Raw genomic sequence first — 22107 nt, 5'->3', positions numbered from 1 at the left:
CTACCGTTTACCGGACTGCCATTGGAGTGCACGTCATTGTAGGCCCGCGCACGCCATCTATCCGATTTGCTGCCGGTCAATCAGCGCCGCGCATGAGCTGCGCCAATTGGGCGCGGGAACTGACGCCGAGCTTGGCAAATGCGTTGTGGACGTGGGTCTTCACCGTGTGGGGGGAGAGGTGCAGCTCGGTAGCGACGTCGCGGTTGGTCGCGCCCTGTGCGATGAGGTTGACGACAGTGAGTTCGGAGTCGGTGAGGCTGCCCCAGCCCGATTTTGCTCGCGGGCTGACGATCCGCCGCTCCACGCCCAATCCACGCAGCGCGCGGCCGACCCGGCGGGCATCGGCAATCGCTTCACACGCGATGTAGGTGTCGAATGCCGCGTTCAGCTCGTCGAGCGCCTCGGTGTTGCGCTGTGCGCGACTCAGCTCGCCGCCGGCGTCCTCGGCGGCGCCAGCGTAGAGAAGCGGCCGCGACGACGAGTGGAGCGCACTCGCCACCGCCACCAACGCATCGGCATCGCGCTCGAGGATCCCGCGGATGTGCTGCGCGACTATGCAGAACAACCCAACGCCGGGCCGCTCGCGTTCGAGCACGTCAACGGCGGCCAGGAGGCGCGCTCGCAGGCCGGCATCACCGGCGGCTGACGCTACCCGCGCGGTCAAGGTCAGCTGATCCAAGACGGTTGGCAAGACGGGTGTCACGAGCAGCGGGATATCGCCGCCGAGCCACCGCACAGCTTCATGGACGTCGTCGCGCTGCCACGCCGCCAGCCCCAGCGCGGCCGCGGCCCCGCGACGTACGGCAGGTGTACCGCTGGAGTAGGCATCGCGTGCCTCACTCATCGTCTCTAGCAACAACATTCGGTCGTCGGTGCGGGCCGCCACCTCCGCCAGGGTGAACATGCGCATCGCGGTTACGAAGGTCGACCCCGTTCGCTCCGGCGTGGGCAGCCACTCGATGGCGGCGCGGGCAGCCGACAATCTGCCCGCGGCCGCCTGTACGACTCCCGCCGTCAGGGCCCAGATGTGAAGCGCCATGCCGTCGCGTTCTTGCTTGGATTTCTCTGTGCACTTGTCGACGAGCGCCGCAGCATCGTTCAACCGTCCGACCACCGCGAGCAGGTTTGCTAGGTGGCATGCGGCGAGATTGTGAGCGGTCATGTCGCCCGCGGGGGTCAGGGCTTGCAGTTGCTCAACCCGGTAAAGGGCGCGGCCGGCGTACCCGTCCGCGCAGTCGAGGCAGGCAAGTGCTACTCCGGATAGGATGCTCGACTCGAGATCGCCGGTGGATGCGGCGGCGGCCGCCGCCTCGTTGGCTGCCGCGCTGTCCTGTCCCTGTTGGCCGTACATCGCCATGTTGTACGCCAGCCACGCCTGATGTCGTGCCCGGGTCACGTCGCTGAGGTGAGGCAGTTGAAGAGCGCGGCGGTTGTCTTCGATGTGTCGCGTTGTCGTATCGGTGATCGGTGTCCGGAGCCGGAGAAGAATCTTGGCCTCTTCTTCGGGCGCCAGCGCGGCAGACAGGGTGGTGTCGGCCAATCTTTCCGCCTCTTCGTAGCGGGTGGCCCGATTGAGCAGCACGATCGTCTCTGTGACGAGTGACGCGCGTCCTGAGTCTTGGGCGGGTTGGAGTTCCAACGCGCGCTTGCTCAAGTCCGACGCGGCGCCCGGATCGCTATAGGCCAGAGACTGTGCGGCTTCGCGGAGTGCGGCGATCGCCGCCTGATCGCCCACCTCCGCGCTGCGGGCGAGCTGGGTGGCGACCTCCTGCGGCGCCGCGCCCATGTCCAGCATGACGCTCGCCGATTGCCGCTCCATCGCTCGGCGCAGCGACCGGGGCAACGATTGGCGCGTCGCTTCGCGCAGCAGATCATGACGGAACCTCATCTGATCACCGTCTTCGATGAGCAGGTCGGCGCGGACCGCCTCTTCGACCGCCGACACCAGGGCGGCCGGGCGGCGTTCCAGCATGGCGGCGAGCAGCCGGGCCGAGAATCGGTCAGGCAGTACTGCCGCGACCCGCACGACTTGGCTGGCGGCGGGGGAGAGTTGATCGAGTCGTTGCTGCATGGTGTGGCTGAGCCGTCGCGGCAACGAATCTCCCGTGGCGAGCGCGCGGCCATCGCTGACGTCGAGCCGGCCCTCCTCGTCCAGTCCGCGCAGCAGCTCCGTCAGCAGGAAGGGGTTGCCGTGCGCCTTATCGGCCAGATTCAGCAGCGACGCATCCGCGTTGGCTCGCACGGCGTCTTGCACGATGTCTGCGACCGCGCTCGGTGTCATGGCAGTCAACCGCAGAAAGGTGGCATCCTCGCGTTCCAGCGCGGTCAGCGTCTCGCGAACGGCCGGACCGCCGGCCCCGGTTCGCGTGGCAAGGATCCACAGCACCGGGGCGTCGGGTCGCGTTGCGGCCAGCGACCGCAGCGCCAGCAGGGTGGCGTTGTCGGCCCAATGGATGTCCTCGAGGAGGATCGCCAGGGGCGTTCGGGACGCGGTGGCATGGATGGCCGCTTGCAGATCGCGCACCACCCAGTAGCTGAGATCGGCCGATGTGCCCAAGCGGCGCAACGCCTCCGCATCCCCGACGGGGGGATCCGCGCGCAGTGTCGCCATGAACAGCGGGAAAAACGGCACCGTCTGCTGGTACTCGAACGCCTCGCCGAAGAGTGCACGGACGGTTGCCTTCTCGGCGCGCGCCAAGACCTCGGTCAACAAGCGGCTCTTGCCGATGCCCGGTGGTCCCTCGATGACCAGTACGCCCCCACGCCCCTGAGCGAGCGCCGCGATCAGCGCATCGATCGCCCTCAGCTCGCTCGCCCGCCCGCGGATCGGCGGCGTGCGCAGCTGCCCCGACGCATTCGCGGCACTCACGCGAACCGCCACCCGCCGACGTGTTGTGGGCGGGCGGGAGACGTCCAAGTTGTGTAATCCACTGTTCTCGCCACCGTTAGCGCTGGCAGTCAGTGTAGGCATGTTCTTCGGCCCCACCTGCTGTGTTTCGCGTTCGATTGAATCAACGCACTCAGCAATCACACCCGGTGCACGTCCCCTTTTGCTGGCGGGCGCTAGCCCCAAGGACCTCATCATTTTCTCGTGATCCGCGCTCATGCTGTGCCCGCTCACCGTATTTCTCCTCTCGGGATCGATGTATCGGCTCCTGCCAACTCATGACATCGCTGCGCGCGGATGGTGAGCGTCTCAACATGAGGTGAATGGGTGTCTCAAATTGAGACGACGGCGGACGGTCCGTCATGGTCTTTCCGCTTGGCTTCGGACGGGTGTATCGGTTCATCCGAGCAACGCACCCGTCGCGCGCGTAGGGTAATCGCCGAAGTCGATAAAAGTTTGCTGTCTGCAGCGAAGGGACACCCAGTCTCCGGCCGCGGTCGGCGGGTGTCAGCCGCCGCTCCGCGACGGTGACCCGGAGTCGAGGTAGTTGGGGATGGGTTCACAGGCGCGCCGCACGGCCGAACTCGAGCAGGCCAAGGAAACGTTCCTGCCCGTGGAGTCCCTTGACGTGATTCGCTCAGTCGATGAGGACATTCTGCGCCCCGGTGTCCTCGATTCGTGGCGTCGGTCCCGGGCCCTGCAAGTCCACCCCGACCGGGTCGAGCTGCCCTTTGTGCGCGAACCCAACAGGGGTTCGCGCCTGGTGCGCGCGGCTGCGCCGGTGCTGGAGCGGGTCACCTTTGACCTGGCCGCGCAGGATGTCAGCGTCGTCCTGACGTCGGCTGACGGTGTGGTCGTCGATCGGACCGCTGCGGCAGTCCCCATCCTCGACGCGTTGGACACGGTGAGCCTCGCACCGGGCTATAGCTTGGCCGAAGAGGTGGCGGGCACCAACGGGATCGGCACGGCTCTGGAAACCGGACAGCCCACATTCATCGGTGGCAGCGAGCACTACGTGGCTATGTTCACCGGTTTTGCGTGCGCGGGGTCACCGATCCGTGATCCCGTAACGGGCAGAGTCATCGGAGCCGTCAATCTGAGCTGTCTCGCAGACCGATCCGATCCACTGCTGCTCGCGCTGGCTACCAGCGCCAGTCGCCACATCGAGGATCGCTTGCGCGTGGTGGCTCATGAGAGCGAGACGGCACTTCTGGAAGCCTATCTGCAGCAGGCACGGCGATGTTCGGCCGGCGTGTTGGCGATCGGTGGCGATGTCGTGTTGATGAACCCCTACCTGCGTCGCACGCTCGACGGGGACGAGCAGACCGCGCTGCTTGAACACGCCTCGGATCTGCTCACGTCCACCCTGTCGGGCACGGCGCTGGTTGTGCTGCCGCGGGGACACATCGCCAAAATCACCGCCGCCGACCGGTCGACGACACGCGCCGGCCGCCTCAACGTCGTTTTCCGCGTTGATCTTTCCGGCGAGACCGGCTCGCAATCGCGTCGAACGGGCCGCCTTGCGCCCACGTACATCCCCGGCTTGGTCGGTCGCAATAGCGCCTGGCTGCATTGCTGCCAGCAGGTCCGGCAGTGCTGCCGCGACCGAGAATGGGTGATGATCGAGGGTGAGAAGGGATCCGGCCGGGCAAAGCTGGCGCAGGCGGTGGGGCAGCATGTGAAGCCGGACCGAACGATTCGCGTGATGCGCAGCGAAAGCTTCGGGAGCGCGGCATCTTTCGTCGCCGAGCTGGCGACACTGGCCGCCGATGACGACTTCGCGGTGGTGATCGCCGACGTGGATGACATCGACGAGGACATACTCGAAGCGATCGTGCCGATGCTGGCCGCGCGCGCAGGTCGGGGGTGGATCGCGGCCACCACAAGTTCCGCGGCTCCTGCTGCACCGATCAAACAGTTACTGCCGCTGTTCACCCATACCGTCACCGTGCCCGCGTTGCGACACAGGATTGACGACCTCGAGGAACTCGTGCCCCTGCTGCTGCGCGAGATCACCCGGGGCGCCGATGTGACGCTGGCGCCCGAGGCCATGCGGCAGCTGAGCAGGTTGCCGTGGCCGGGCAACGTCTCGCAGCTGCGCCGGGTCCTGACCGACACCGTTGCCCGCCAACGATCCGGCATTATCGGCGTCGACAAGTTGCCGCCGGAGTGCCGGTCCGTCACACGACGCAAGCTGACTCGGATGGAGGCTCTGGAGCGCGATGCGATTGTCCGCAGCCTTCAGGACAGCGGCGGCAACAAACAAGAGGCCGCACGCGCCCTGGGAATGTCACGTGCGACCATCTACCGCAAGATCAACGATTACGGCATCGCGTAACGGCCTTGCGCTTGTCGGCCGAAAAGCATTGGCCCGCAGTCATCATCAGGAAGCGCCGCGTCCCTCGGCCGTTGCTGGCCAAGTTCCGGGTCGCCAAAGCGCCGGGCGCGTCGCGGGCGCCCCGCCCGGCTGCGGCAACGCGATGAGCCGCTGACCGCCTCTTCGATTCGCACCGCGCATCCTCTCGGCAAATGGGTGGCTCACCCACGTGCGGGGGATGACGTCGCGAATACACCACCTTGAGCGACGTTCGCTGACAGCTCGTGACGCTCCCAATGCCAGGCAAATCACCCGGGTGAATCAGTTCGCCGGGCGATGACCACTCATCCCACGTCGGTTAATGCTGACTTAACAACTGGCGAGCGGACGGTACGTGGAGTCCACCACGTTTCGGGGATCGGCATTCAGGCCGCATGAGCGAGCAACGGGTCGGGGTGAAGGTGGACAACCTCGCTGTGTCGATCACCGCGGAACCGCCACCGCCACGAAGTGGAGAAAACACATGAAGCCCCGCCAATTTCAACGACCGCCAACCGAATACGGCTCCGGCGCCACGCGAACACCATGGCTGCTGCATCGATTACGGGGCGCCGCCGCATCTGCCCGGCATTGGGCGCGCCGCAATGGAGAGGCCGGGACGGGCGCCATCCCGGCGATCGAGGACCAACTTCACGCGCTGCAGCCCATCTGCAGTGCCCAGGGGCTGGCGACCGGCACCACATGCGGTGCGCCGGCGGTGGCGGTCGCCGAGATACACGCCATCGACGGATGCGACCAAATGGGGCTCAGCCCGGACGGTGACCTCGTCGAAACGCTCTGCCAACACTGCCTGGCCACTGTGCGATGGGCGATGGCGACCTACGTAGGTGACAAACGCGAGATGGCGTCGCGCTGCGGCACCCGCCCGGTGTGTGCGACCTGCGGGCGTTCCACCGGATACCTGCGCAGCGTCTTCGCTGTGCGCCCGATCGGGTCCGAGGGAGTGTCATGATGACCCGGGTACGCGTTGCCTCCGTGTTGGTGGCTGTGGTGGCCGGTGATTATGCGCTTCTCACATTGGTCAATGGTCGACTCACCGATTTCGGCGTCACCGCCGGCATCTGGGTGGGGTGCTCGACCGCGGCGGGGCTGATCGCCTACGCCAGCAAGCGACGCCGCCAAGCGATGGCCCGGGGACGTGCGGCTGTTTGGCAGCGCCGTGATCGGCAGGCGGCGACCGCTGGCGGACAACAGTGCCCGTCATGCGGAGACGCGCGCCAACTCCCAAGCGAATCACCCAGATTCGCTGACCGGCAGCGTACGCGCTTGTGCGGGGTATGCGCGCCTGGTTCTCACCCCAGAGTCGACACGACGAGCCCAGGCCGCTCGCGGCGCAATCACCACGTGAAATCCGTTGGGGGCGTGGGGCAACCGATTTCCCGAGCGCGGAAGCGTTGACATGACCGCGCCCGCCGCCGTACCCGGTTCACCGCGCCCCGGTCTAGGAGCGCCCAGGGCGCGTAAAGCCCGACGGTCCCCGTTCCGCGCGGACGTCGTCGTCGATGTGATCCAGGACGGTCCGAGCATGGCTGGGCGCATTGCCTCGCTGAGTGCCCGACTGATGATCCGGCCCGCACTGAGCGTGGGCAGCCACCTGCCCTCGGCGCCCTGGCCATGGGGCGCCGTTGAGATCGCCGCTCGCGCCATCGCCCCGCCACCGGGCACGGTACGCACGGGTGTCGGGCTGGCGCACTGCAGTGCGCAGCTAGTCCGCGCCGCCGGAGTGCTACCGGCCGACGGCTCCCACCGGGCCGTCCTGTACCTGCACGGCGGAGCCTTCCTCACCTGCGGCGCCCACTCGCACGGTCGGCTGGTCAGCATGCTGTCCGGCTTCGCCGACAGCCCCGTACTGGTGCCCAACTACCGCAAGATCCCCAAACATGCGATCGGCGAGGCGATCGAGGACTGCTACGACGGGTACCGCTGGTTGCGACGACAGGGTTACCAGCCCGACCAGATCGTGTTGGCCGGCGATTCCGCCGGCGGCTATCTGGCACTAGCGCTGGCCCAACGCCTGCTCGAGTGCGGTGAGCAGCCGGCAGCGATGGCGGCCATGTCACCGCTGCTGCAACTGGCCACGCAACCCAAAACGACTCATCCCAACGTCGGCTCGGACGCGATGTTTCCGCCCAGAGCGTTCGACGCCTTCCACGCCTTGATCACTCGCGCCGCAGGGCGCACCGCCGCCTACGGGCATTCCGACGCGCTCTACGAGCCGCTCGACCACATCCGACCCGGCCTGCCGCCCATGCTGATCCATGTGTCCGGTTGCGAGGTGTTGCTTCACGACGCGCAGCTGGCGGCTCAACGACTGGCCGCCGCCGGGGTGCCGGTCGAAGTGCAGGTATGGCCGGGCCAAATCCACGTGTTCCAGCTCGCCGCGCCGATGATCCCCGAAGCCATCCGCTCGTTGCGTCAGATCGGCCGCTACATCCGCGAGGCGACCGGATAGCCGGAGGAACCTGGGGATTTCGAAGATGGATTTCGGGGCGCTGCCGCCTGAGATCAACTCCGGCCGAATGTATTCCGGTCCCGGCTGCGGGTCGATGCTGGCCGCCTCGGCGGCCTGGGACGGGCTGGCCGCCGACCTGTATTGCGCCGCCGGCTCCTATGGGTCGGTGATCTCGGACCTCACCAGCGCAGCATGGCTGGGTCCCGGGTCGGTGGCGATGGCGGCCGCCGCCGCACCCTACGTCTCCTGGCTGACGACGACGGCGGCCCTGTGCGAGCAGGCCGCTGCCGAGGCCAGGGTCGCCGCGGCCGCCTACGAGGCCGCTTTCGCGATGACGGTGCCTCCACCGGTGGTCGCGGCCAACCGTGCGCAGCTGATGTTGCTGATCGCGACGAACTTCTTCGGCCAAAACACCCCGGCGATCGCGGCCACCGAAGCCGAGTACGGCGAAATGTGGGCCCAAGACGCCGGGGCGATGTACGGGTATGCGGGCGCATCCGCTGCGGCTTCGGCGTTACCGCCGTTTACCTCGCCCCTTCCCACCACCGATCCAGCAGGGGTCGCCGAACAGGGCGCCGCGGCTGCCCACGCCGGCACCACGACAGCCGGCACGGCCACCCAGGCCATCCTGTCGGCGGGCTCGCAGCTGCTCTCCGCGGTACCCAATGCGCTTCAGGGACTTGCGCTTCCTCTACCGGCCGCGGCAGGACTTCCCTCGTTCTTGGAATTGCTGAGCTTACTGAGCCCGGTGAACCTGGCCGTCTCATCGGCGGCGACAGCCATCACGTCCACGGGGACGGCCGGGTCGTATGCGGGCTTGGGCTACGCGGCGCACTACGACCCGGACGGTGCCAGCAAGATGGACGCCGTATTGGAACGTTTGGGGGCGCTTTCGGGAGGTCCGGGAGCGAGCGCAGCAGCGTCATTGGGTTCGGCGGAGAGGGCGGGCAGCGGTGCGGCGCCCGTGCTGTCGGCGGGGGTGGGCCGAGCCTCCTCAATCGGCGCGCTGTCGGTGCCGCCGGGCTGGGCCGCGGCCACGCCGACCATCAGGGCCGTCGCGGTGACATGGCCGAACTCCCTCCCCGGCCCCATCCCCCCGACCGTCCTGGCGACGAATCCGGAAAACATGCTCAACGAAATGGCTTTGGCGAGTATGGCGATGCGCGGCATCCGCGGTGCTCCGCCCCAAAGCCGGTCCACGATCACCATCACCGTGACGCCACGCCCGCCGGATGACGGCGGGGCGCGCATCACGATGTGAACCGGTTCGCGCTCACCCGGGTGATTTGGCTCGCCGGGTGATGACGACTCACCCCGCACCGGTGAATGCTGACTCGACAGCCGGCGAGCGGAGGGCAAGTGCAGTCGACGATGTACCAGATCTGCATTCGAGGCCGCGTGACCGAGCGGCTCGGGTCCGCATTAGAAGGGATGCGCCTCGAGGCCGGTGCGACCGAAACCGTGTTCACCGGTGAAATCCGCGACCAGTCACAGCTTTACGGACTTCTCGACCGGGTCCGTGATCTCGGCCTCGAGCTCGTCAGCGTACAACCGCAGCCCGCGGCTGACCCGACGACAACCACCCATATCAGGAGGGACCTGTAATGCGAGCCATCACTGTTTCAGATCGTGACGCCGGTGTCGCCGGCCTGTCGCTGACGGACCTGCCCTACCCCCAGGCGGCCGACAACGACGTCGTCGTGCGGGTACACGCCGCCGGTTTCACACCCGGCGAGCTTGACTGGCCGCACACGTGGATCGACCGCTCGGGTCACGACCGGACGCCGAGCGTGCCCGGCCACGAGCTGTCGGGCGTCGTGGTTGAGTTGGGTTACGGCACCACACTTTTGACTGTCGGCCAGCGAGTGTTCGGAATCGCCGACTGGGCCCGCAACGGCTCGCTGGCGGAGTACGCCGCGGTGGAAGCCCGCAATCTCGCACCGCTGCCGATGGATATCGACCACACCGTGGCCGCGGCGCTGCCGATCTCTGGATTGGCCGCCTGCCAGGGCCTGTTCGACCACGGCCGCCTCGCCGCCGGGCAAACGGTTCTGATCCACGGTGCCGCGGGTGGGGTCGGGTCGATCGCGGTGCAGCTCGCCCGCGAGGTCGGTGCGCGCGTCATCGGCACCGGCCGGACCGCAGACCGCGACCGGGCGGAGGAGCTCGGCGTGCACGCCTTCCTCGACTTGGAGACCGAAAAGCTCGAGGACGCAGGCGAAGTCGATGTGGTGTTTGACGTGATCGGCGGGGAGGTCCTCGCCCGATCGGCCGCACTGGTGCGGGCGGGCGGGACGCTCGTCACCATCGCGGAGCCGCCGAAGACCCAGCCGCACGACGGACGGGCAGTTTTCTTCCTTGTCGAAGCCGACCGCGCCCAGCTCGCAGACCTCGCCGCGCGCGTGCGGGACGGACGCCTCAAGCCGGTCGTGGGCGCGGTCCTGCCGCTCGCCGACGCCGCCACCGCGTTCGCTCCCGGCAAGCGCATCCCCGGCAAGACAATCCTGCGGGTCGTCGAGGACTGAAAAGGGAAGGCGGCCAAAATGGCCCTAAAACCGCTCGCCGCGCTGACCGTGGCGGTGATGCTCGCGCCTGCCGCGCACGCCGAGCCGGCGCCAGAGAATCCGGAGCAAAAGCCGGTGGTCCGCCCGGTTTTCAATCAACCCACCAATGTGCCGGGCAAATCACTTGAGGCAGTGAGCGTCAGCTATCCGCCCGGAGCCAAAAGCGAAGCCCACCACCACGCGAAATCGGCGTTCATCGTGGCGTACGTGATCTCGGGTGCGATCCGCAGTCAGGTCGAAGGTGAGCCGGCACGCGTCTATCACGCCGGCGAGACATGGAGTGAAGCGCCCGGCGCCCACCACACCATCAGTGAAAATGCCAGCGCCACCGAACCCGCCGAATTGCTGGCGGTGTTCCTCCTGGACACCGGAGACGGACCGCTCACCACGGACGACAACGCGAGCCATGCGCACGCCTGATCCGATCCGAGTTGTCCGGATGGCACTACGAGTCTCACTCGCGGCGGCCTTTCTGTCCGCCGTTGCGGACCGATTCGGGTGGTGGGAACCGTTTGGGCAGGGTAGCTGGGGGAGTATGGACCGCTTCGCCGACTATGCCCATTGGCTTGTTCCGTTTGCTTCTGGATGGTCGTTGACCGTCATCGTGTGGGCCGCCACCGCCACCGAAGCGAGCCTGGCGATCCTGCTCCTGGCCGGCTGGTGGCCGAAACTCGTCGGGGCGGCGACCTGCCTGGTGCTCACTGTATTTGGGACCGCGATGGCCGTAGCCCTCGGTATCGAGTCACCGCTTAGCTACAGCGTCTTCTCCGCGGCAAGCGCCGCCGCGGCCTACGCCATACTCGGCGCGACATCGCCGGCACCCGCCGCTGGCGCCTCATGCAGTCCGGAAACTTCCAACCGTCGCAACCCGGCTCGTTGTAACGGGTGAGCCTGATGAAAGCGAGCAAGGACTTCGACGTGATCGTCATAGGCGGCGGGGTGGCCGGTGTGGCCGCCGTGCGCAAGCTCGCGTCCGTGGGCCTGTCGGCAGCGCTCATCGACGATCGTCTGGTCGGCGGGGAGTGCCATTATTGGGGCTGCAACCCCAGCAAAACACTGCTGCGCCCGATCGAGGTGTTCAACCTCGCGAGGTCGGTTCCAGGTGTGCGAGAAGCTATGTCGGACCGAAAGATCGACGTGGCCGCCGTCTTCGCGAAGCGCGATGCGATCATCGAGCACCTTTCGGACGACGACCGAAGAGCATCGCTACGGCAAGCCGGGGTCGCGGTGTTTCACGGCTTCGGCCGGCTGAGCGGAGAACGAACAGTGCGCGTGGCCTACGCCCCGGGAGATACCACCGAAGTCGTCCTGACGGCACACCATGCGGTCGTCGTGGCGACCGGCACTCGTCCCAACGTGCCGGAGGTACCCGGGTTGGCGCAAGCACGCCCGTGGACCAATCGGGACCTGACGACCATGGCACAAGTGCCACCGCGTGCGCTGGTGGTGGGCGGCGGTCCGGTCGGTGTCGAGTTCGCGACCATCCTCACCGGATTGGGCTCCGCGGTAACACTTCTGGTGCGTGGTAACACCCTGCTTCCCAACTGCGAACCCGAAGCCCGCGAGTTGGTCGCGCAATCACTGCGCAGCCAAGGCGTCACGATTCACTTCGAGACAGAGTTGTCGTCGGCCGCCCGCCCCGTGGCGGGCGGGCCCGTCGCCGCAACGTTCCACCGCCAGACCGTCGAGGTGGACGAGATCGTCCTGGCCGCCGGACGGCGCACTAACACCGACAACATCGGACTGGAAACCCTTGGCCTGCCACGCGGCGAGACCGTCGCTGTGAACGACCATCTCCAAGCGGTCGGCGTCACGGGCGACTGGCTCTACGCGCTGGGAGACACCACCGGGCGTGCCCGGCTGTCTCATATCTCCACCTACCACGGCCGCGTCGTGGCCGACATCATCGCGGCCCGGGCCGCGGGACGGGAACTGTCCGAGAACGAGTTGACTGCCCATGATGCCGGCAACCTGGCGCAGGTTATCCACACTGACCCTCAAGTGGCGTGGGCGGGGCGCACCGAAAGTCAGGCCCGAGCAGAAGGATTCGCGGTGCGGACGCGGACCGCCCGTTACCCCGGCGCAGTGTCATTCCTCGCCCTATACCGGGATGGCTTCCAAGGATGGGCGAAACTGGTCATCAACGACGAGACCGACACGTTGCTCGGAGCGACCTTCGTCGGCCCGCAGTTCTCGGAACTGGTTCAAGCGGCCACCCTGGCCATCGTCGCGAAGGTCCCGGTCAGTTTCCTACGCCATGCGGTCGCGCCGCATCCGACGGTCAATCAGGTCTGGGATCCGCTGCTGGCCGAGGAGTCCGAACTCGCCCGGTTACTGAAAGACGAGACGCAGAAAGCACAGAAGAGCGCTTGAGCCTTGAAGGAACCACCATGACCTACGACCGGCCGCCCGTCTCGCCGTGACCATGCTTGTGGCGGGAATCCGCACGCTCGGCGGAAACGTGGAGACATTCGACGTGGACGACCCCCGACCCTTGGCGGCCGACGAGGTCCTCATCGACGTTCGCGGCGCCGGTGTCGGCAACTGGGACAACATCATTCGGTACGGGGGTTGGGACGTTGGCACGGGGCCGCCGCTGGCGCTCGGTGTCGAGGCCGCCGGGGTCATCAAAGCCGTCGGCAACAGCCCGGGCGGATTCGGTGTGGGCGATGAGGTGCTGTGTCACCCCGTGCCGCTGCGCGACCACGGCGCGTGGGCGCCGCTTCTGATCGCACCCGTCGGATCGCTGGCGCGCAAACCACCCGAGATCCCTTGGGAGACCGCGGCGATCTTTCCGGTGCCGGCGTTGACCGCCGAGCAGGTGGTCGGCGAGGCGTTGGCGCTTCGCGGGGGAGAGACGTTGCTCGTTCATGGCGCGGGTGGGATCACCGGCGGGCTCATTGTCCAGCTGGCCGCCCTGCGCGGGGTCGACGTCCTCGCCACGGCCGGTCCGCGCAGCGCCGTCCGGGTCCGCGAGCATGGGGCCCGCGAAGTGATCGACTACCGCGATCCGCTGTGGCCGCAACACGCGAGGGCGTTGGCGAGGGGCTCTGTCGACGCCGTCGCCAACGCGGCCCCGGGGGGTGCAGGTGCGGCCATGACCGCGCTTGCCGACGGCGGCCGGCTGGCCACCATCACCCCCGACCCGCCCGCACCCACCCGCGGGATCGGCGTGACGTCGGTTTACGTCCGTTCCGACGGGGCGCAACTCGGCCGCCTCGCCGCGCTACTCGCCTCCCGTCGATTGAGCATGCCGACCCCGCGTTCCTGCGGCCTGGATCAGGCCGCCGCCGCCCTCGCGCACGTGGTCGCGGGCCACGAGGCCAGCGGAGTCGCCATCACGACAGACAGCTCACAAAGTCAGCCGAAAAGCACACACCGCCAAGGAGTCTCGCGATGACCACCATTACCCCGATCCGCACCGGAGTGGCCGATCACATCGGGCACTACGCCGACGCCGTCGCCGTATCCGGGGGCAGCACACAGATTTTCGTCTCCGGAACACCCGGGGTGCGCGAAGACGGCACGCTGCCCGAGGACTTCACCGACGAGGCCCGGCAGTGCTGGGCCAACGTCGAAAAGGCACTCGGCAAGGCCGGCGCGACGCTCACCGACATCGTCTACATGCGCCAATGGGTCACCGGCCGTGACAATGCGTCCGCCTACCTGGCGGTAAGCAAAGAAATCATCCGCCACCGGCCCGCCGCCATGTTCAGCATCATCGACGGGCTGGTGTGGCCCAACATCCGCGTGGAGGTCGAAGTCATCGCCATCCTGCCGGCATGAGCGACTACGCAAGAGTCGAGTTGTCCACCGACGAACTGTTGACCACGACCCGCTCGGTGCGCAAGCGCCTCGATTTGACCAAACCCGTTCCCATCGGCCTGATCCGGGAATGCCTGGAGATCGCGGTGCAGGCACCGACGTCGGCGAACGTGCAGAACTGGAGCTTCATCGTCGTCACCGATGCCGAACAGCGTCGGGCGATCGCCGAGGTGTACCGGCGCACCTGGGACTCGATCGCCGCGTCGCCGTACGCGGTCGCCGATCGGTTCAAAGACGATCCCGCGCGCAATCGCGAGCAGCGCAAAGTCTCCAACAGCGCGGCGTACCTCGCCGAGCACCTCGGCGAGGTCCCGGTCTTGATGATCCCGTGCGTCGAGGTCATCGACGGTGACGGCACGCTGACGGGCGAAAACGCCAACCGGTATTGGAGTTCGGTCATGCCGGCCGCGTGGAGCTACATGCTCGCCGCGCGCTCCCGGGGCTTGGGGACCACGTGGACCGGGGTGACGATCATGGCCGACGACGAGATGCGGGCCATACTCGGGTTGCCCGACAACGTCTATCACGCCACGACCATCCCCACCGCCTACTACACCGGCACGACCTTCCGCCGTGCCAAACGGATTCCGCTCGACGACGTGCTGCATTTCGACCGGTGGTGAGAACCGATGATGACCAGCTCACGCAACGGGTCTGGCGCCCAGCCACGGCCATACGACGAACGGGCCCCGCAATGACGTTGCGCGACGCGGCACCGACCCGCCGGGCGATGGTGGTCGCGGTGACGGTGTCGATGGTCGCGTTCTTCGATTCCACCGTGATCAATCTGGCTTTGCCGGCCACCGAGCACGATCTCGGCGGTGGTCTGGCGTTGCAGCAGTGGGTCATTGACGGCTACCTGTTGGCGATGGCGGCCGCGATCTTGCCCGGCGGCTCCGTCTCGGACCTGTTCGGGCGCGTTCCGGTGATGCGCTTCGGGCTGTTGACCTTCGGCGCGGGCTCGGTCCTGGCGGCGGCCGCCACCTCGCCCGCGATGCTGATCGCCGCGCGCCTCGTCCAAGGCCTGGGTGCCGCGTTCCTGGTGCCGGGCTCGCTGGCGTTGATCAACACGGTCTTCGACAAGGCGCAGCGGTCCGCGGCGATCGGCGTCTGGACCGGGTGGACGGGAACCGCCTTCGCTGCGGGCCCCCTGCTGGGCGGAATGTGCGTCGACTTTCTGGGCTGGCGTTGGATTTTCGTGCTGTCGGCGATCCCTATGGCGGTCGGGTATGCCCTGACGTTCTGGCTGTGCCCGGTATCGGGGCGGGTCGAAGGCGCCCGTGTCGATACCGCGGGGGTGGTCCTGTCGGCGGTGGGGCTGGGCGCGACCGTATACGCGTTGATCGAATCCCAACGCGATGGCTGGACCGACCCGGCTGTCCTCGCACCATTGGTGGTCGGGGTCGCCGCCCTGGCCGGCTTCGTGAGGTGGCAGCACCGCAGCAAGTGCCCGATGCTTCCGTTGTCGCTGTTCACCTTTCGTAACTTCGCTGCCGCCAACCTCGTCACCGCCTTCGTCTACGGCGCATTGACGCTGGGATCGCTGGCCGTCGCCCTCTACACCCAGGAAATCGGCCGGTACTCCGCCACGGCGGCCGGACTCGCCACCCTGCCGATCCCGGCGCTGTCGTTCGTGTTCGCCCGCCATGTCGGTCGCATCGCCGCGCGGGTGGGACCACGCGCGTTCCTGATCGGGGGCCCCGCCGTGGCGGGATTGGGACTGCTGCTGATCCGTCCGAAACCCAGTGGATTCCACGCGATCAGCGACCTTATCCCCTGGATGACCGTGCTGGGCATCGGGCTGGTCGCGACGATCACACCGCTGACGTCGGTGATGCTGGCCTCGGTGCCGACCGAACACAGCGGCCTGGCGTCGGCGATCAACAACGCGGTGTCGCGGCTGGCCGCGCTGATGTCGATCGGGTCCATGGGCCTCATCACCGTCGGCGCGGCGAGCGCCGCCGGATTCGCCCGCGTGTTGGAGGTGAGTGCCGCGCTATTCGCCCTAGGCGCGTTGTGCGCCGCACTGTTGATAACCAATCCGCCTGGCGGGTGCCGACCCGTCCCGTGCGACATCGCGGCGTTGTGCCGTGACCGGCCCGGCGTGCAACCGGCCGTGGCCTCGAGTCCGTCTGCCGCGATGGAGGAGACATGACAGCACATTCCGCACCGTCCGGGGCGCAAGATTACGAGCGCATGATGACCATGCTGACCGGTTTCTGGGTCACGCAGATCGTTCGTGCTGCAGCGACTTTCAACGTGGCGGATCATCTCGCCGCGGGTACCGACACGGCTGAAGCGATCGCGGCGGAAGAGTCCATCGATCCGGCCGCCACCCGGCGGCTTATCCGTGCCTGCGCCTCCCTGGGTCTTGTCACGTCGGACGATGGTGTGCGGCTCACCGGGACGCCCTTGCTCAGCACGCTGCTGCGCGACGACCCGAACTCGTTGCGTGGCATGGTCCTTGCCCAAGCCGCGCCTGGTCATTGGCTGACCTGGGGCCGCTTCCCGGATGCTGTTCGCAGCGGCACCGGCCAGATGAAGGCTGCACACGGCGCACCCGGCACGATCTTCGACTATCTGGCCGCGCATCCCGACGAGGCGAGTCATTTCACCGAAGCCATGTCGAATCTCAGTGCGGCCGCTGCGATCGAGATCGCAAAGGTGGTCGACACCCGAGGCGTCAGATACGCGCTGGACGTTGGGGGAGCAAACGGCGAGGTCCTTCGGGCGATGATGCGGGCCAACCCCCACCTGCGCGGTGGCGTCTTCGACTTGCCGCACATCGTGCCCGACGCCGCGACGGCGGCGCGCAAAGATGGTCTGCACGAACGTCTTACCGCGGTGGGAGGCGATTTTTTCGAGACGGTACCGCCCTCGGATCTCTATGTGCTCAAATACATCCTGCACGACTGGGACGACCAGAACTGCATACGGATCTTGAGAAACTGCCGTGCCGCCCTGCAAGAGAACGGGCGCCTCGTCGTCATCGACTATCTTGTGGGAGAATTCGGGCTTCCCGGGCTGCCGGCGATGATGGACATGAACATGTTGGTCATGAATGGTGGCAAGGAACGCGACATCGCCGAGTTCGACGCGCTCTTCGCCTCCGCCGGATTTCGCCGCACGACCGTCGGCCAGGCTGGGCAGTTCGCGGTCATCGAAACCGTAGGGATCTGAACATGGCATCCGAGCGAATGCGCCCACCGCGGGAATCAACTCGACCGCTGTTGCGTTCGGCTAGCCGTGGCGCACGCGAAGAGATGTCTTAATATCAGCCGGTCGAGCATTCCTGATCGGGGGGCACGGTGTTAACGCTTCTCAAGCGGGCATGGGTTCCGCTGGTCGTGGCTGTGGCGCTGGTCATCGGTGGCGTCGCAGTGATCCGACTCAACGGCGTTTTCCCAGGACCCGGGCTGCCCAAGCCCGATCCCCGGGACGCGACCCCGCCGTATGCGGCCAAGACCGCCATCTACGAAATCCTGGGACCGCCCGGGACGACCGGCGTCGTCAACTGGATGGATGCGGAGTCACTGCCGCAGAAGGCCAACTTCACCACCTTGCCATGGTCGAAGACGATCGTCGCCGAGATGCCCGGCATCTTCGCCTACGTCGTCGCCCAAGGTGACAGTCCCTTCATCGGCTGCCGCATCACCGTCGACGGCAAGTTGGTCGATCAACAACAGGCCACCAACCGGAACGCGCAGGTTTCCTGCTTGGACAAGTCCGCGTGAGCAGCGATAGCAGCGACGCTGACGACACGGCCGAAATCCCCGTCGTGCAGCGCACCGAGGTTGAGCGGAAACCGCGGATCGCCCGCACCATCCGCGTCCTGGCGCTGCCGATCATCGTGGTCTGGCTGCTGATCGCGATCGGCGTCAACGTCTTCGTCCCACAGCTGGAAAAGGTTGCCGAGGAAGTCTCGGTGCCGCTCTCGCCGTCCGACGCGCCTTCGGTGACCGGGATGAAGCACATCGGGGAGAAATTCAAGGAGTACGACTCCGACAACCTTGTCCTGGTGACCCTGGTCGGTGACAAACCCCTCGGCGAGGATGCTCACCGGTTTTACGACGATCTGGTCAAGAAGCTGCAGCAGGACCACGAACACGTCGAGCATGCGCTGAATTTCTGGGGACAGCGATTCACGTCTTCCGGTGTCGAGAGCTACGACCACAAGGCGGCCTATGTTCAGGTCAACCTGCGGGGTGACCAAGGCGGGGCCGTCGGCGACAAATCGGTTGCGGCGGTTCGCAAAATCGTCGCGGACTCGAAACCGCCGGCCGGGGTGAAGGCCTACGTCGCCGGTCAGGGAGCCCTGACCGCCGACACGATCGTCGTCGGCGACGCGAGCCTGGCCAAGATGACGATCATCACCATCATCATCATCGCGATCATGCTGATGTTCGTCTATCGATCCATCGGCACGGTGTTGCTGACGATGGTCATCCTGTTCGTCGGACTGGCCACCGGTCGCGGCGTCGTTGCGCTGCTGGGCGAAACCGGCATCATGGGGCTGTCGACCTTCGCCGTCAACTTGTTGACGGCACTGGCCATCGCCGCCGGCACCGACTACGCCATATTCATGGTCGGCCGCTACCAGGAGGGCCGCGAACGGGGGCTGGATCGCGAAGCCGCCTATTACGACACGTTCGCCGGTGTCACCAAGGTGGTGCTGGGCTCGGGTTTGACGATTGTCGGGGCGCTGGCCTGTCTGAAATTCACCCGGCTGCCGTACTTCAGTTCGCTGGCGTTTCCGTGTGCGGTCGGTCTGCTGGTGGTGGTGGCCGCGGGCGTCACGCTGACGCCCGCGCTGATCGCCTTCGCAAGCGGCTTCGGTCTTTTCGACCCGAAGCGCGAGTTCAACTACACGCGGTGGCGCCGCTTGGCGACGGCCATCGTGCGGTGGCCGGCGCCCATCCTCGCTACGTCGGTCATCCTGGCGATCGTCGGCGCAATTGGCTTGATGGGCTTCACTCCTCGTTACAACGACCTGTACTACCTGCCGCCGAGCGCTTCGTCGGTGCAGGCGTACACCGCGGCCGATCAACACTTCACCCAGGCCCGGTTGAACCCGGACCTGCTGATGATCGAATCGGACCACGATCTGCGCAATCCGAGGGACATGCTGGTCCTGGACAAGATCGCCGGTGCCATTTTCCGGGTGCCGGGCATCGAACGTGTGCAGAGCATCACCAGGCCTCTGGGCCCGCCGATTCAAGACGGATCGATTCCGTTCCAGCTCAGTGTGCAAAGCGCGCCGATCCGCAGCAACCTGAACTACCTGAAGGATCGCGTCGCCGACATCAAGAAGATCACCGGTTTCCTCGACACCCAGATCGCGCTGTTGGAGCGTCAGTACGCGGTCACACAGAAGCTCGCGAACGCCGCCGACGACAGCTCGAAAACCACGGGGGAGACGGCGGCCATCACGGACGAAATCCGGGATCACATCGCGGATTTCGACGACTTCTGGAGACCGATTCGCAGCTACTTCTACTGGGAGAAGCACTGCTACGACATCCCGATCTGCTGGTCGCTACGGAGCCTGTTCGACGCGCTGGACGGGTTCGATCTGCTGGCCGAAAAGTTCCACGCCCTCACGAGCGACCTCACCAACACGGCCAAGGCCACGCGCGAACTGCTGGCGATCATCCCCGAGAACATCGCCGTCTCGAAGTCGATCCGGGATACGACGCTGACCATCTACAGCTCGTTCGACAGCCTGATCGATCAGTTCGACCGGTTGACCGACACGAACGCCGTGATGGGCAAGTCCTTCAACGACGCCCAGGTGGAGAGCCTGTTCTACCTGCCACCCGAGATCTTCCAGAACTCGGACTTCCAGCTGGGGTTGAGCCTGATGGTGTCGCCGGACGGCAAGGCCGCGCGCTTCATCATCACTCACTCCGTGGATCCGGCGACGTCGAAGGGAATCGCGTCCGTCGATCAGGAGCGCCAAGCGGCCAAGGAGGCGCTGAAACTCACCTCGCTGGAGAACGCGGACATCTACCTCGGCGGCACGGCCGCAACGTTTTACGACATCGCCAACGGCGCCAAGTACGACCTGATGATCGCCGGGGTGGCCTCGATCGTGCTCATCTTCATCATCATGGTGATCGTGACCCGCGCGCTGGTCGCGGCGGGCGTCATCGTCGGCACCATCGTGATGTCGCTAGGGGCCGCCTTCGGGTTCTCGACACTGATCTGGCAGCACCTTGGTGATTTCCAGTTGCACTGGGTGGCAACCGAATTCGCGTTGATCGTGCTCCTGGCGGTGGGGTCCGACTACAACCTGATGCTGGTGTCCCGCATCGAGGAGGAGATCGGAGCGGGGCTGAAAACGGGACTCATCCGCGGCATGGGTGTGACCGGGCCGGTGGTGACGGCCGCCGGCGTGGTGTTCGCCGTCACCATGGGCACGATGATCACCAGCGATCTCCGGGCGATCGGCCAATTCGGCACGACGATCGGCATCGGCCTGTTGTTCGACACGTTCGTCGTCCGATCGCTCATCACGCCGTCGATCATGACGGTGATGGGACGCTGGTTCTGGTGGCCGAAGCGGGTACGGGTCCGCCCGGCCAGTCAGATGCTCCGGTCGGTCGGACCCCGCCCGCTTGTTCGTGCACTGCTGTACCACCCGCAACGCGGGGTGCCGTCGGATGCGCAGACATAGCAGCCGGCGGGACAATCGGTCTACGTTTCGCGATGCGCCGCCATGGCGGCTTCGCGCTGAGCCTTCTCTTTGACGTGGGTCGAGCAGCAATGCACGATCTCGCAATGGTAGCGGTCACTGCACTCGTGCGAACAATAGACCGATGCGGCCGGGAGCCACTCCGGATCGGATAGGTCACGCCGCCGGGCATCCGGGTCGAACGTGTGGCCGCAATGCACGCAGGTCTTGGTCTTGACCATACTGGTCAGAATACGCGCGGCTGCCCTGAATCGGTGCTGGTTTCTTATCGCTAGCGGACAATTTCCGTTTCGAAAACAGGTGGCGGCCATTTCAAAATAATTTCGTTGCGCTTGCAAATTAACTATCTTCTGAAAACCGAGCCGTCGTCGTCGATTCTCACTGCAAAGTCGGTTCACTCACCCGGGTGAATACGGTGCCGGGGTGATGACAGCTCACCCCGCCTGGCCGCAGTCTCACTACAGATCGGACGGGATTGCTACCCCGGTTGGGGGCTCGTCAGGAGACCGGGAAGGGACCCGAGCATGCATTTTGACGGCAAGAAGGTCATCGTTGTCGGGGGCAGTGCGGGCATGGGCCGGCAGGTCGCTCTCGATGTCGTCGACCATGGCGGCAGCGCGGTGATCGTGGGACGCTCGAAAGCCCGTGTCGACGACACCGTCGCCGACCTGACGGGCCGGCGTGGCCACGCCTGGGGCATCGCCGCCGAGCTGACCGACCGCGCTGCGATCGCCGATGTGCGGCGCGCGCTTGCCGAACAGCACAGCGATGCGACCCTTTTGGTCAACGCGGCCGGATTCTTCATCCCCAGGCCGTTTCTCGATTACGACGCGCAGTTCTACGACTCCTACATGGAGCTCAACCACGCACTGTTCTTCCTGACTCAGACCGTCGTTGCGGGGATGGTCGCCAGGGGCGAGGGCGGGGCCATCGTCAACATCGGCAGCATGTGGGCGCATCAAGCCATCGGCCGGACCCCATCGGCGGGGCATTCCATGCAAAAGGCCGGGCTGCATGCGCTCACCCACAACTTGGCCATCGAGCTTGCCGGGCACAAGATCCGCGTCAACGCGGTGGCACCGGCCGCGGTGAAGACCCCTGCCCTCGAGCGATGGGTCCCGAAGGACGAGATCGACGCCACGCTAGAGACGTTCGCGCCGTTTCATCCCTTGGGACGGGTCGGCACCGCCGCCGACGTCGCCAACGCCGTGACGTATCTGCTGTCGGACGAGGCCAGTTGGGTCACCGGCGCAATCCTCAACGTTGACGGCGGCGTCATGGCCGGCCGCAACTGATCGAACACGCGCT

Annotated in this window: 19 protein-coding genes; 17 read left to right on the top strand and 2 right to left on the bottom strand. The window is 66.4% G+C overall.

What is annotated here, in order from left to right; translation table 11 throughout:
- Positions 1–76 precede the first annotated feature (76 nt).
- On the bottom strand, positions 77–2869 hold the full coding sequence (locus tag P6281_RS15955) for an AAA family ATPase (protein WP_202377477.1): 2793 nt from the start codon (positions 2867–2869) through the stop codon (positions 77–79).
- Positions 2870–3440: 571 nt separating this feature from the next.
- Here P6281_RS15955 and P6281_RS15950 point away from each other — a divergent pair.
- The 16 genes from P6281_RS15950 (at position 3441) to P6281_RS15875 (ending at position 20781) form a co-directional block, all read left to right on the top strand.
- Positions 3441–5225, top strand: a complete 1785-nt coding sequence (locus tag P6281_RS15950; RefSeq protein ID WP_324738424.1) for a sigma-54-dependent Fis family transcriptional regulator — start codon at positions 3441–3443, stop codon at positions 5223–5225.
- Positions 5226–5727: 502 nt separating this feature from the next.
- Positions 5728–6216, top strand: a complete 489-nt coding sequence (locus P6281_RS15945) for a hypothetical protein (protein ID WP_014942439.1) — start codon at positions 5728–5730, stop codon at positions 6214–6216.
- Positions 6217–6663: 447 nt separating this feature from the next.
- Positions 6664–7716 (top strand): alpha/beta hydrolase fold domain-containing protein, encoded by a 1053-nt coding sequence (locus tag P6281_RS15940; RefSeq protein ID WP_036428998.1) that lies wholly within the window; start codon positions 6664–6666, stop codon positions 7714–7716.
- A gap of 25 nt (positions 7717–7741) precedes the next feature.
- Positions 7742–8977, top strand: coding sequence for a PPE family protein (locus P6281_RS15935; RefSeq protein ID WP_008258036.1), 1236 nt, complete (start codon positions 7742–7744; stop codon positions 8975–8977).
- Positions 8978–9075: 98 nt separating this feature from the next.
- Positions 9076–9321, top strand: coding sequence for a hypothetical protein (locus tag P6281_RS15930; RefSeq protein WP_014942437.1), 246 nt, complete (start codon positions 9076–9078; stop codon positions 9319–9321).
- Complete coding sequence (locus tag P6281_RS15925) at positions 9321–10241, top strand: NADP-dependent oxidoreductase (RefSeq protein ID WP_014942436.1); 921 nt, start codon at positions 9321–9323, stop codon at positions 10239–10241. The genes P6281_RS15930 and P6281_RS15925 overlap by 1 nt, the downstream gene beginning before the upstream one ends.
- Before the next feature lie 18 nt (positions 10242–10259).
- Complete coding sequence (locus P6281_RS15920) at positions 10260–10700, top strand: cupin domain-containing protein (RefSeq protein WP_014942435.1); 441 nt, start codon at positions 10260–10262, stop codon at positions 10698–10700.
- Positions 10687–11169: a hypothetical protein gene (locus tag P6281_RS15915; protein ID WP_043955074.1), complete on the top strand. Its 483-nt coding sequence runs from the start codon at positions 10687–10689 to the stop codon at positions 11167–11169. The genes P6281_RS15920 and P6281_RS15915 overlap by 14 nt, the downstream gene beginning before the upstream one ends.
- 5 nt (positions 11170–11174) lie before the next feature.
- Positions 11175–12653 carry a dihydrolipoyl dehydrogenase family protein gene (locus P6281_RS15910; protein WP_201359314.1) on the top strand — a complete coding sequence of 493 codons (1479 nt, stop codon included), beginning with the start codon at positions 11175–11177 and terminating at the stop codon, positions 12651–12653.
- A gap of 52 nt (positions 12654–12705) precedes the next feature.
- A complete protein-coding gene (locus tag P6281_RS15905) occupies positions 12706–13680 on the top strand; it encodes an NADP-dependent oxidoreductase (protein ID WP_232065665.1) in 975 nt (324 codons plus the stop codon).
- Positions 13677–14066 carry a RidA family protein gene (locus P6281_RS15900; RefSeq protein WP_238963815.1) on the top strand — a complete coding sequence of 130 codons (390 nt, stop codon included), beginning with the start codon at positions 13677–13679 and terminating at the stop codon, positions 14064–14066. Before P6281_RS15905 ends, P6281_RS15900 begins: the two co-directional genes overlap by 4 nt.
- Positions 14063–14728, top strand: a complete 666-nt coding sequence (locus P6281_RS15895; RefSeq protein WP_201359312.1) for a nitroreductase family protein — start codon at positions 14063–14065, stop codon at positions 14726–14728. The genes P6281_RS15900 and P6281_RS15895 overlap by 4 nt, the downstream gene beginning before the upstream one ends.
- 71 nt (positions 14729–14799) lie before the next feature.
- Complete coding sequence (locus P6281_RS15890) at positions 14800–16260, top strand: MFS transporter (RefSeq protein ID WP_324738423.1); 1461 nt, start codon at positions 14800–14802, stop codon at positions 16258–16260.
- Complete coding sequence (locus P6281_RS15885; protein ID WP_041297908.1) at positions 16257–17285, top strand: methyltransferase; 1029 nt, start codon at positions 16257–16259, stop codon at positions 17283–17285. The genes P6281_RS15890 and P6281_RS15885 overlap by 4 nt, the downstream gene beginning before the upstream one ends.
- 128 nt (positions 17286–17413) lie before the next feature.
- Positions 17414–17839 carry an MmpS family transport accessory protein gene (locus P6281_RS15880; protein ID WP_008258012.1) on the top strand — a complete coding sequence of 142 codons (426 nt, stop codon included), beginning with the start codon at positions 17414–17416 and terminating at the stop codon, positions 17837–17839.
- Positions 17836–20781, top strand: coding sequence for an MMPL/RND family transporter (locus tag P6281_RS15875; RefSeq protein WP_014385207.1), 2946 nt, complete (start codon positions 17836–17838; stop codon positions 20779–20781). The genes P6281_RS15880 and P6281_RS15875 overlap by 4 nt, the downstream gene beginning before the upstream one ends.
- A 20-nt stretch (positions 20782–20801) precedes the next feature.
- Here P6281_RS15875 and P6281_RS15870 read toward each other — a convergent pair whose 3' ends face one another.
- Positions 20802–21020: a hypothetical protein gene (locus P6281_RS15870; RefSeq protein WP_009955746.1), complete on the bottom strand. Its 219-nt coding sequence runs from the start codon at positions 21018–21020 to the stop codon at positions 20802–20804.
- A 303-nt stretch (positions 21021–21323) separates the two neighbouring features.
- Here P6281_RS15870 and P6281_RS15865 point away from each other — a divergent pair, with 303 nt between their 5' ends.
- Positions 21324–22094: an SDR family NAD(P)-dependent oxidoreductase gene (locus tag P6281_RS15865; protein WP_014711985.1), complete on the top strand. Its 771-nt coding sequence runs from the start codon at positions 21324–21326 to the stop codon at positions 22092–22094.
- The last annotated feature ends 13 nt before the right edge of the window (positions 22095–22107 follow it).

This window comes from Mycobacterium sp. 5-140-3-2 (genome assembly GCF_035666375.1).
Classification (GTDB): domain Bacteria; phylum Actinomycetota; class Actinomycetes; order Mycobacteriales; family Mycobacteriaceae; genus Mycobacterium; species Mycobacterium intracellulare.
The sequence above is the reverse complement of the archived record's forward strand: the minus strand, read 5'-3'. Positions and strand labels throughout refer to the sequence as shown.

Coding starts and splice junctions, on each gene's coding strand:
- P6281_RS15900 (WP_238963815.1), top strand. CDS start 13,677: ATGACCACCATTACCCCGATCCGCACCGGAGTGGCCGATCACATCGGG.
- P6281_RS15885 (WP_041297908.1), top strand. CDS start 16,257: ATGACAGCACATTCCGCACCGTCCGGGGCGCAAGATTACGAGCGCATG.
- P6281_RS15890 (WP_324738423.1), top strand. CDS start 14,800: ATGACGTTGCGCGACGCGGCACCGACCCGCCGGGCGATGGTGGTCGCG.
- P6281_RS15910 (WP_201359314.1), top strand. CDS start 11,175: ATGAAAGCGAGCAAGGACTTCGACGTGATCGTCATAGGCGGCGGGGTG.
- P6281_RS15925 (WP_014942436.1), top strand. CDS start 9,321: ATGCGAGCCATCACTGTTTCAGATCGTGACGCCGGTGTCGCCGGCCTG.
- P6281_RS15935 (WP_008258036.1), top strand. CDS start 7,742: ATGGATTTCGGGGCGCTGCCGCCTGAGATCAACTCCGGCCGAATGTAT.
- P6281_RS15870 (WP_009955746.1), bottom strand. CDS start 21,020: ATGGTCAAGACCAAGACCTGCGTGCATTGCGGCCACACGTTCGACCCG.
- P6281_RS15915 (WP_043955074.1), top strand. CDS start 10,687: ATGCGCACGCCTGATCCGATCCGAGTTGTCCGGATGGCACTACGAGTC.
- P6281_RS15940 (WP_036428998.1), top strand. CDS start 6,664: ATGACCGCGCCCGCCGCCGTACCCGGTTCACCGCGCCCCGGTCTAGGA.
- P6281_RS15905 (WP_232065665.1), top strand. CDS start 12,706: ATGCTTGTGGCGGGAATCCGCACGCTCGGCGGAAACGTGGAGACATTC.
- P6281_RS15920 (WP_014942435.1), top strand. CDS start 10,260: ATGGCCCTAAAACCGCTCGCCGCGCTGACCGTGGCGGTGATGCTCGCG.
- P6281_RS15945 (WP_014942439.1), top strand. CDS start 5,728: ATGAAGCCCCGCCAATTTCAACGACCGCCAACCGAATACGGCTCCGGC.
- P6281_RS15950 (WP_324738424.1), top strand. CDS start 3,441: ATGGGTTCACAGGCGCGCCGCACGGCCGAACTCGAGCAGGCCAAGGAA.
- P6281_RS15865 (WP_014711985.1), top strand. CDS start 21,324: ATGCATTTTGACGGCAAGAAGGTCATCGTTGTCGGGGGCAGTGCGGGC.
- P6281_RS15895 (WP_201359312.1), top strand. CDS start 14,063: ATGAGCGACTACGCAAGAGTCGAGTTGTCCACCGACGAACTGTTGACC.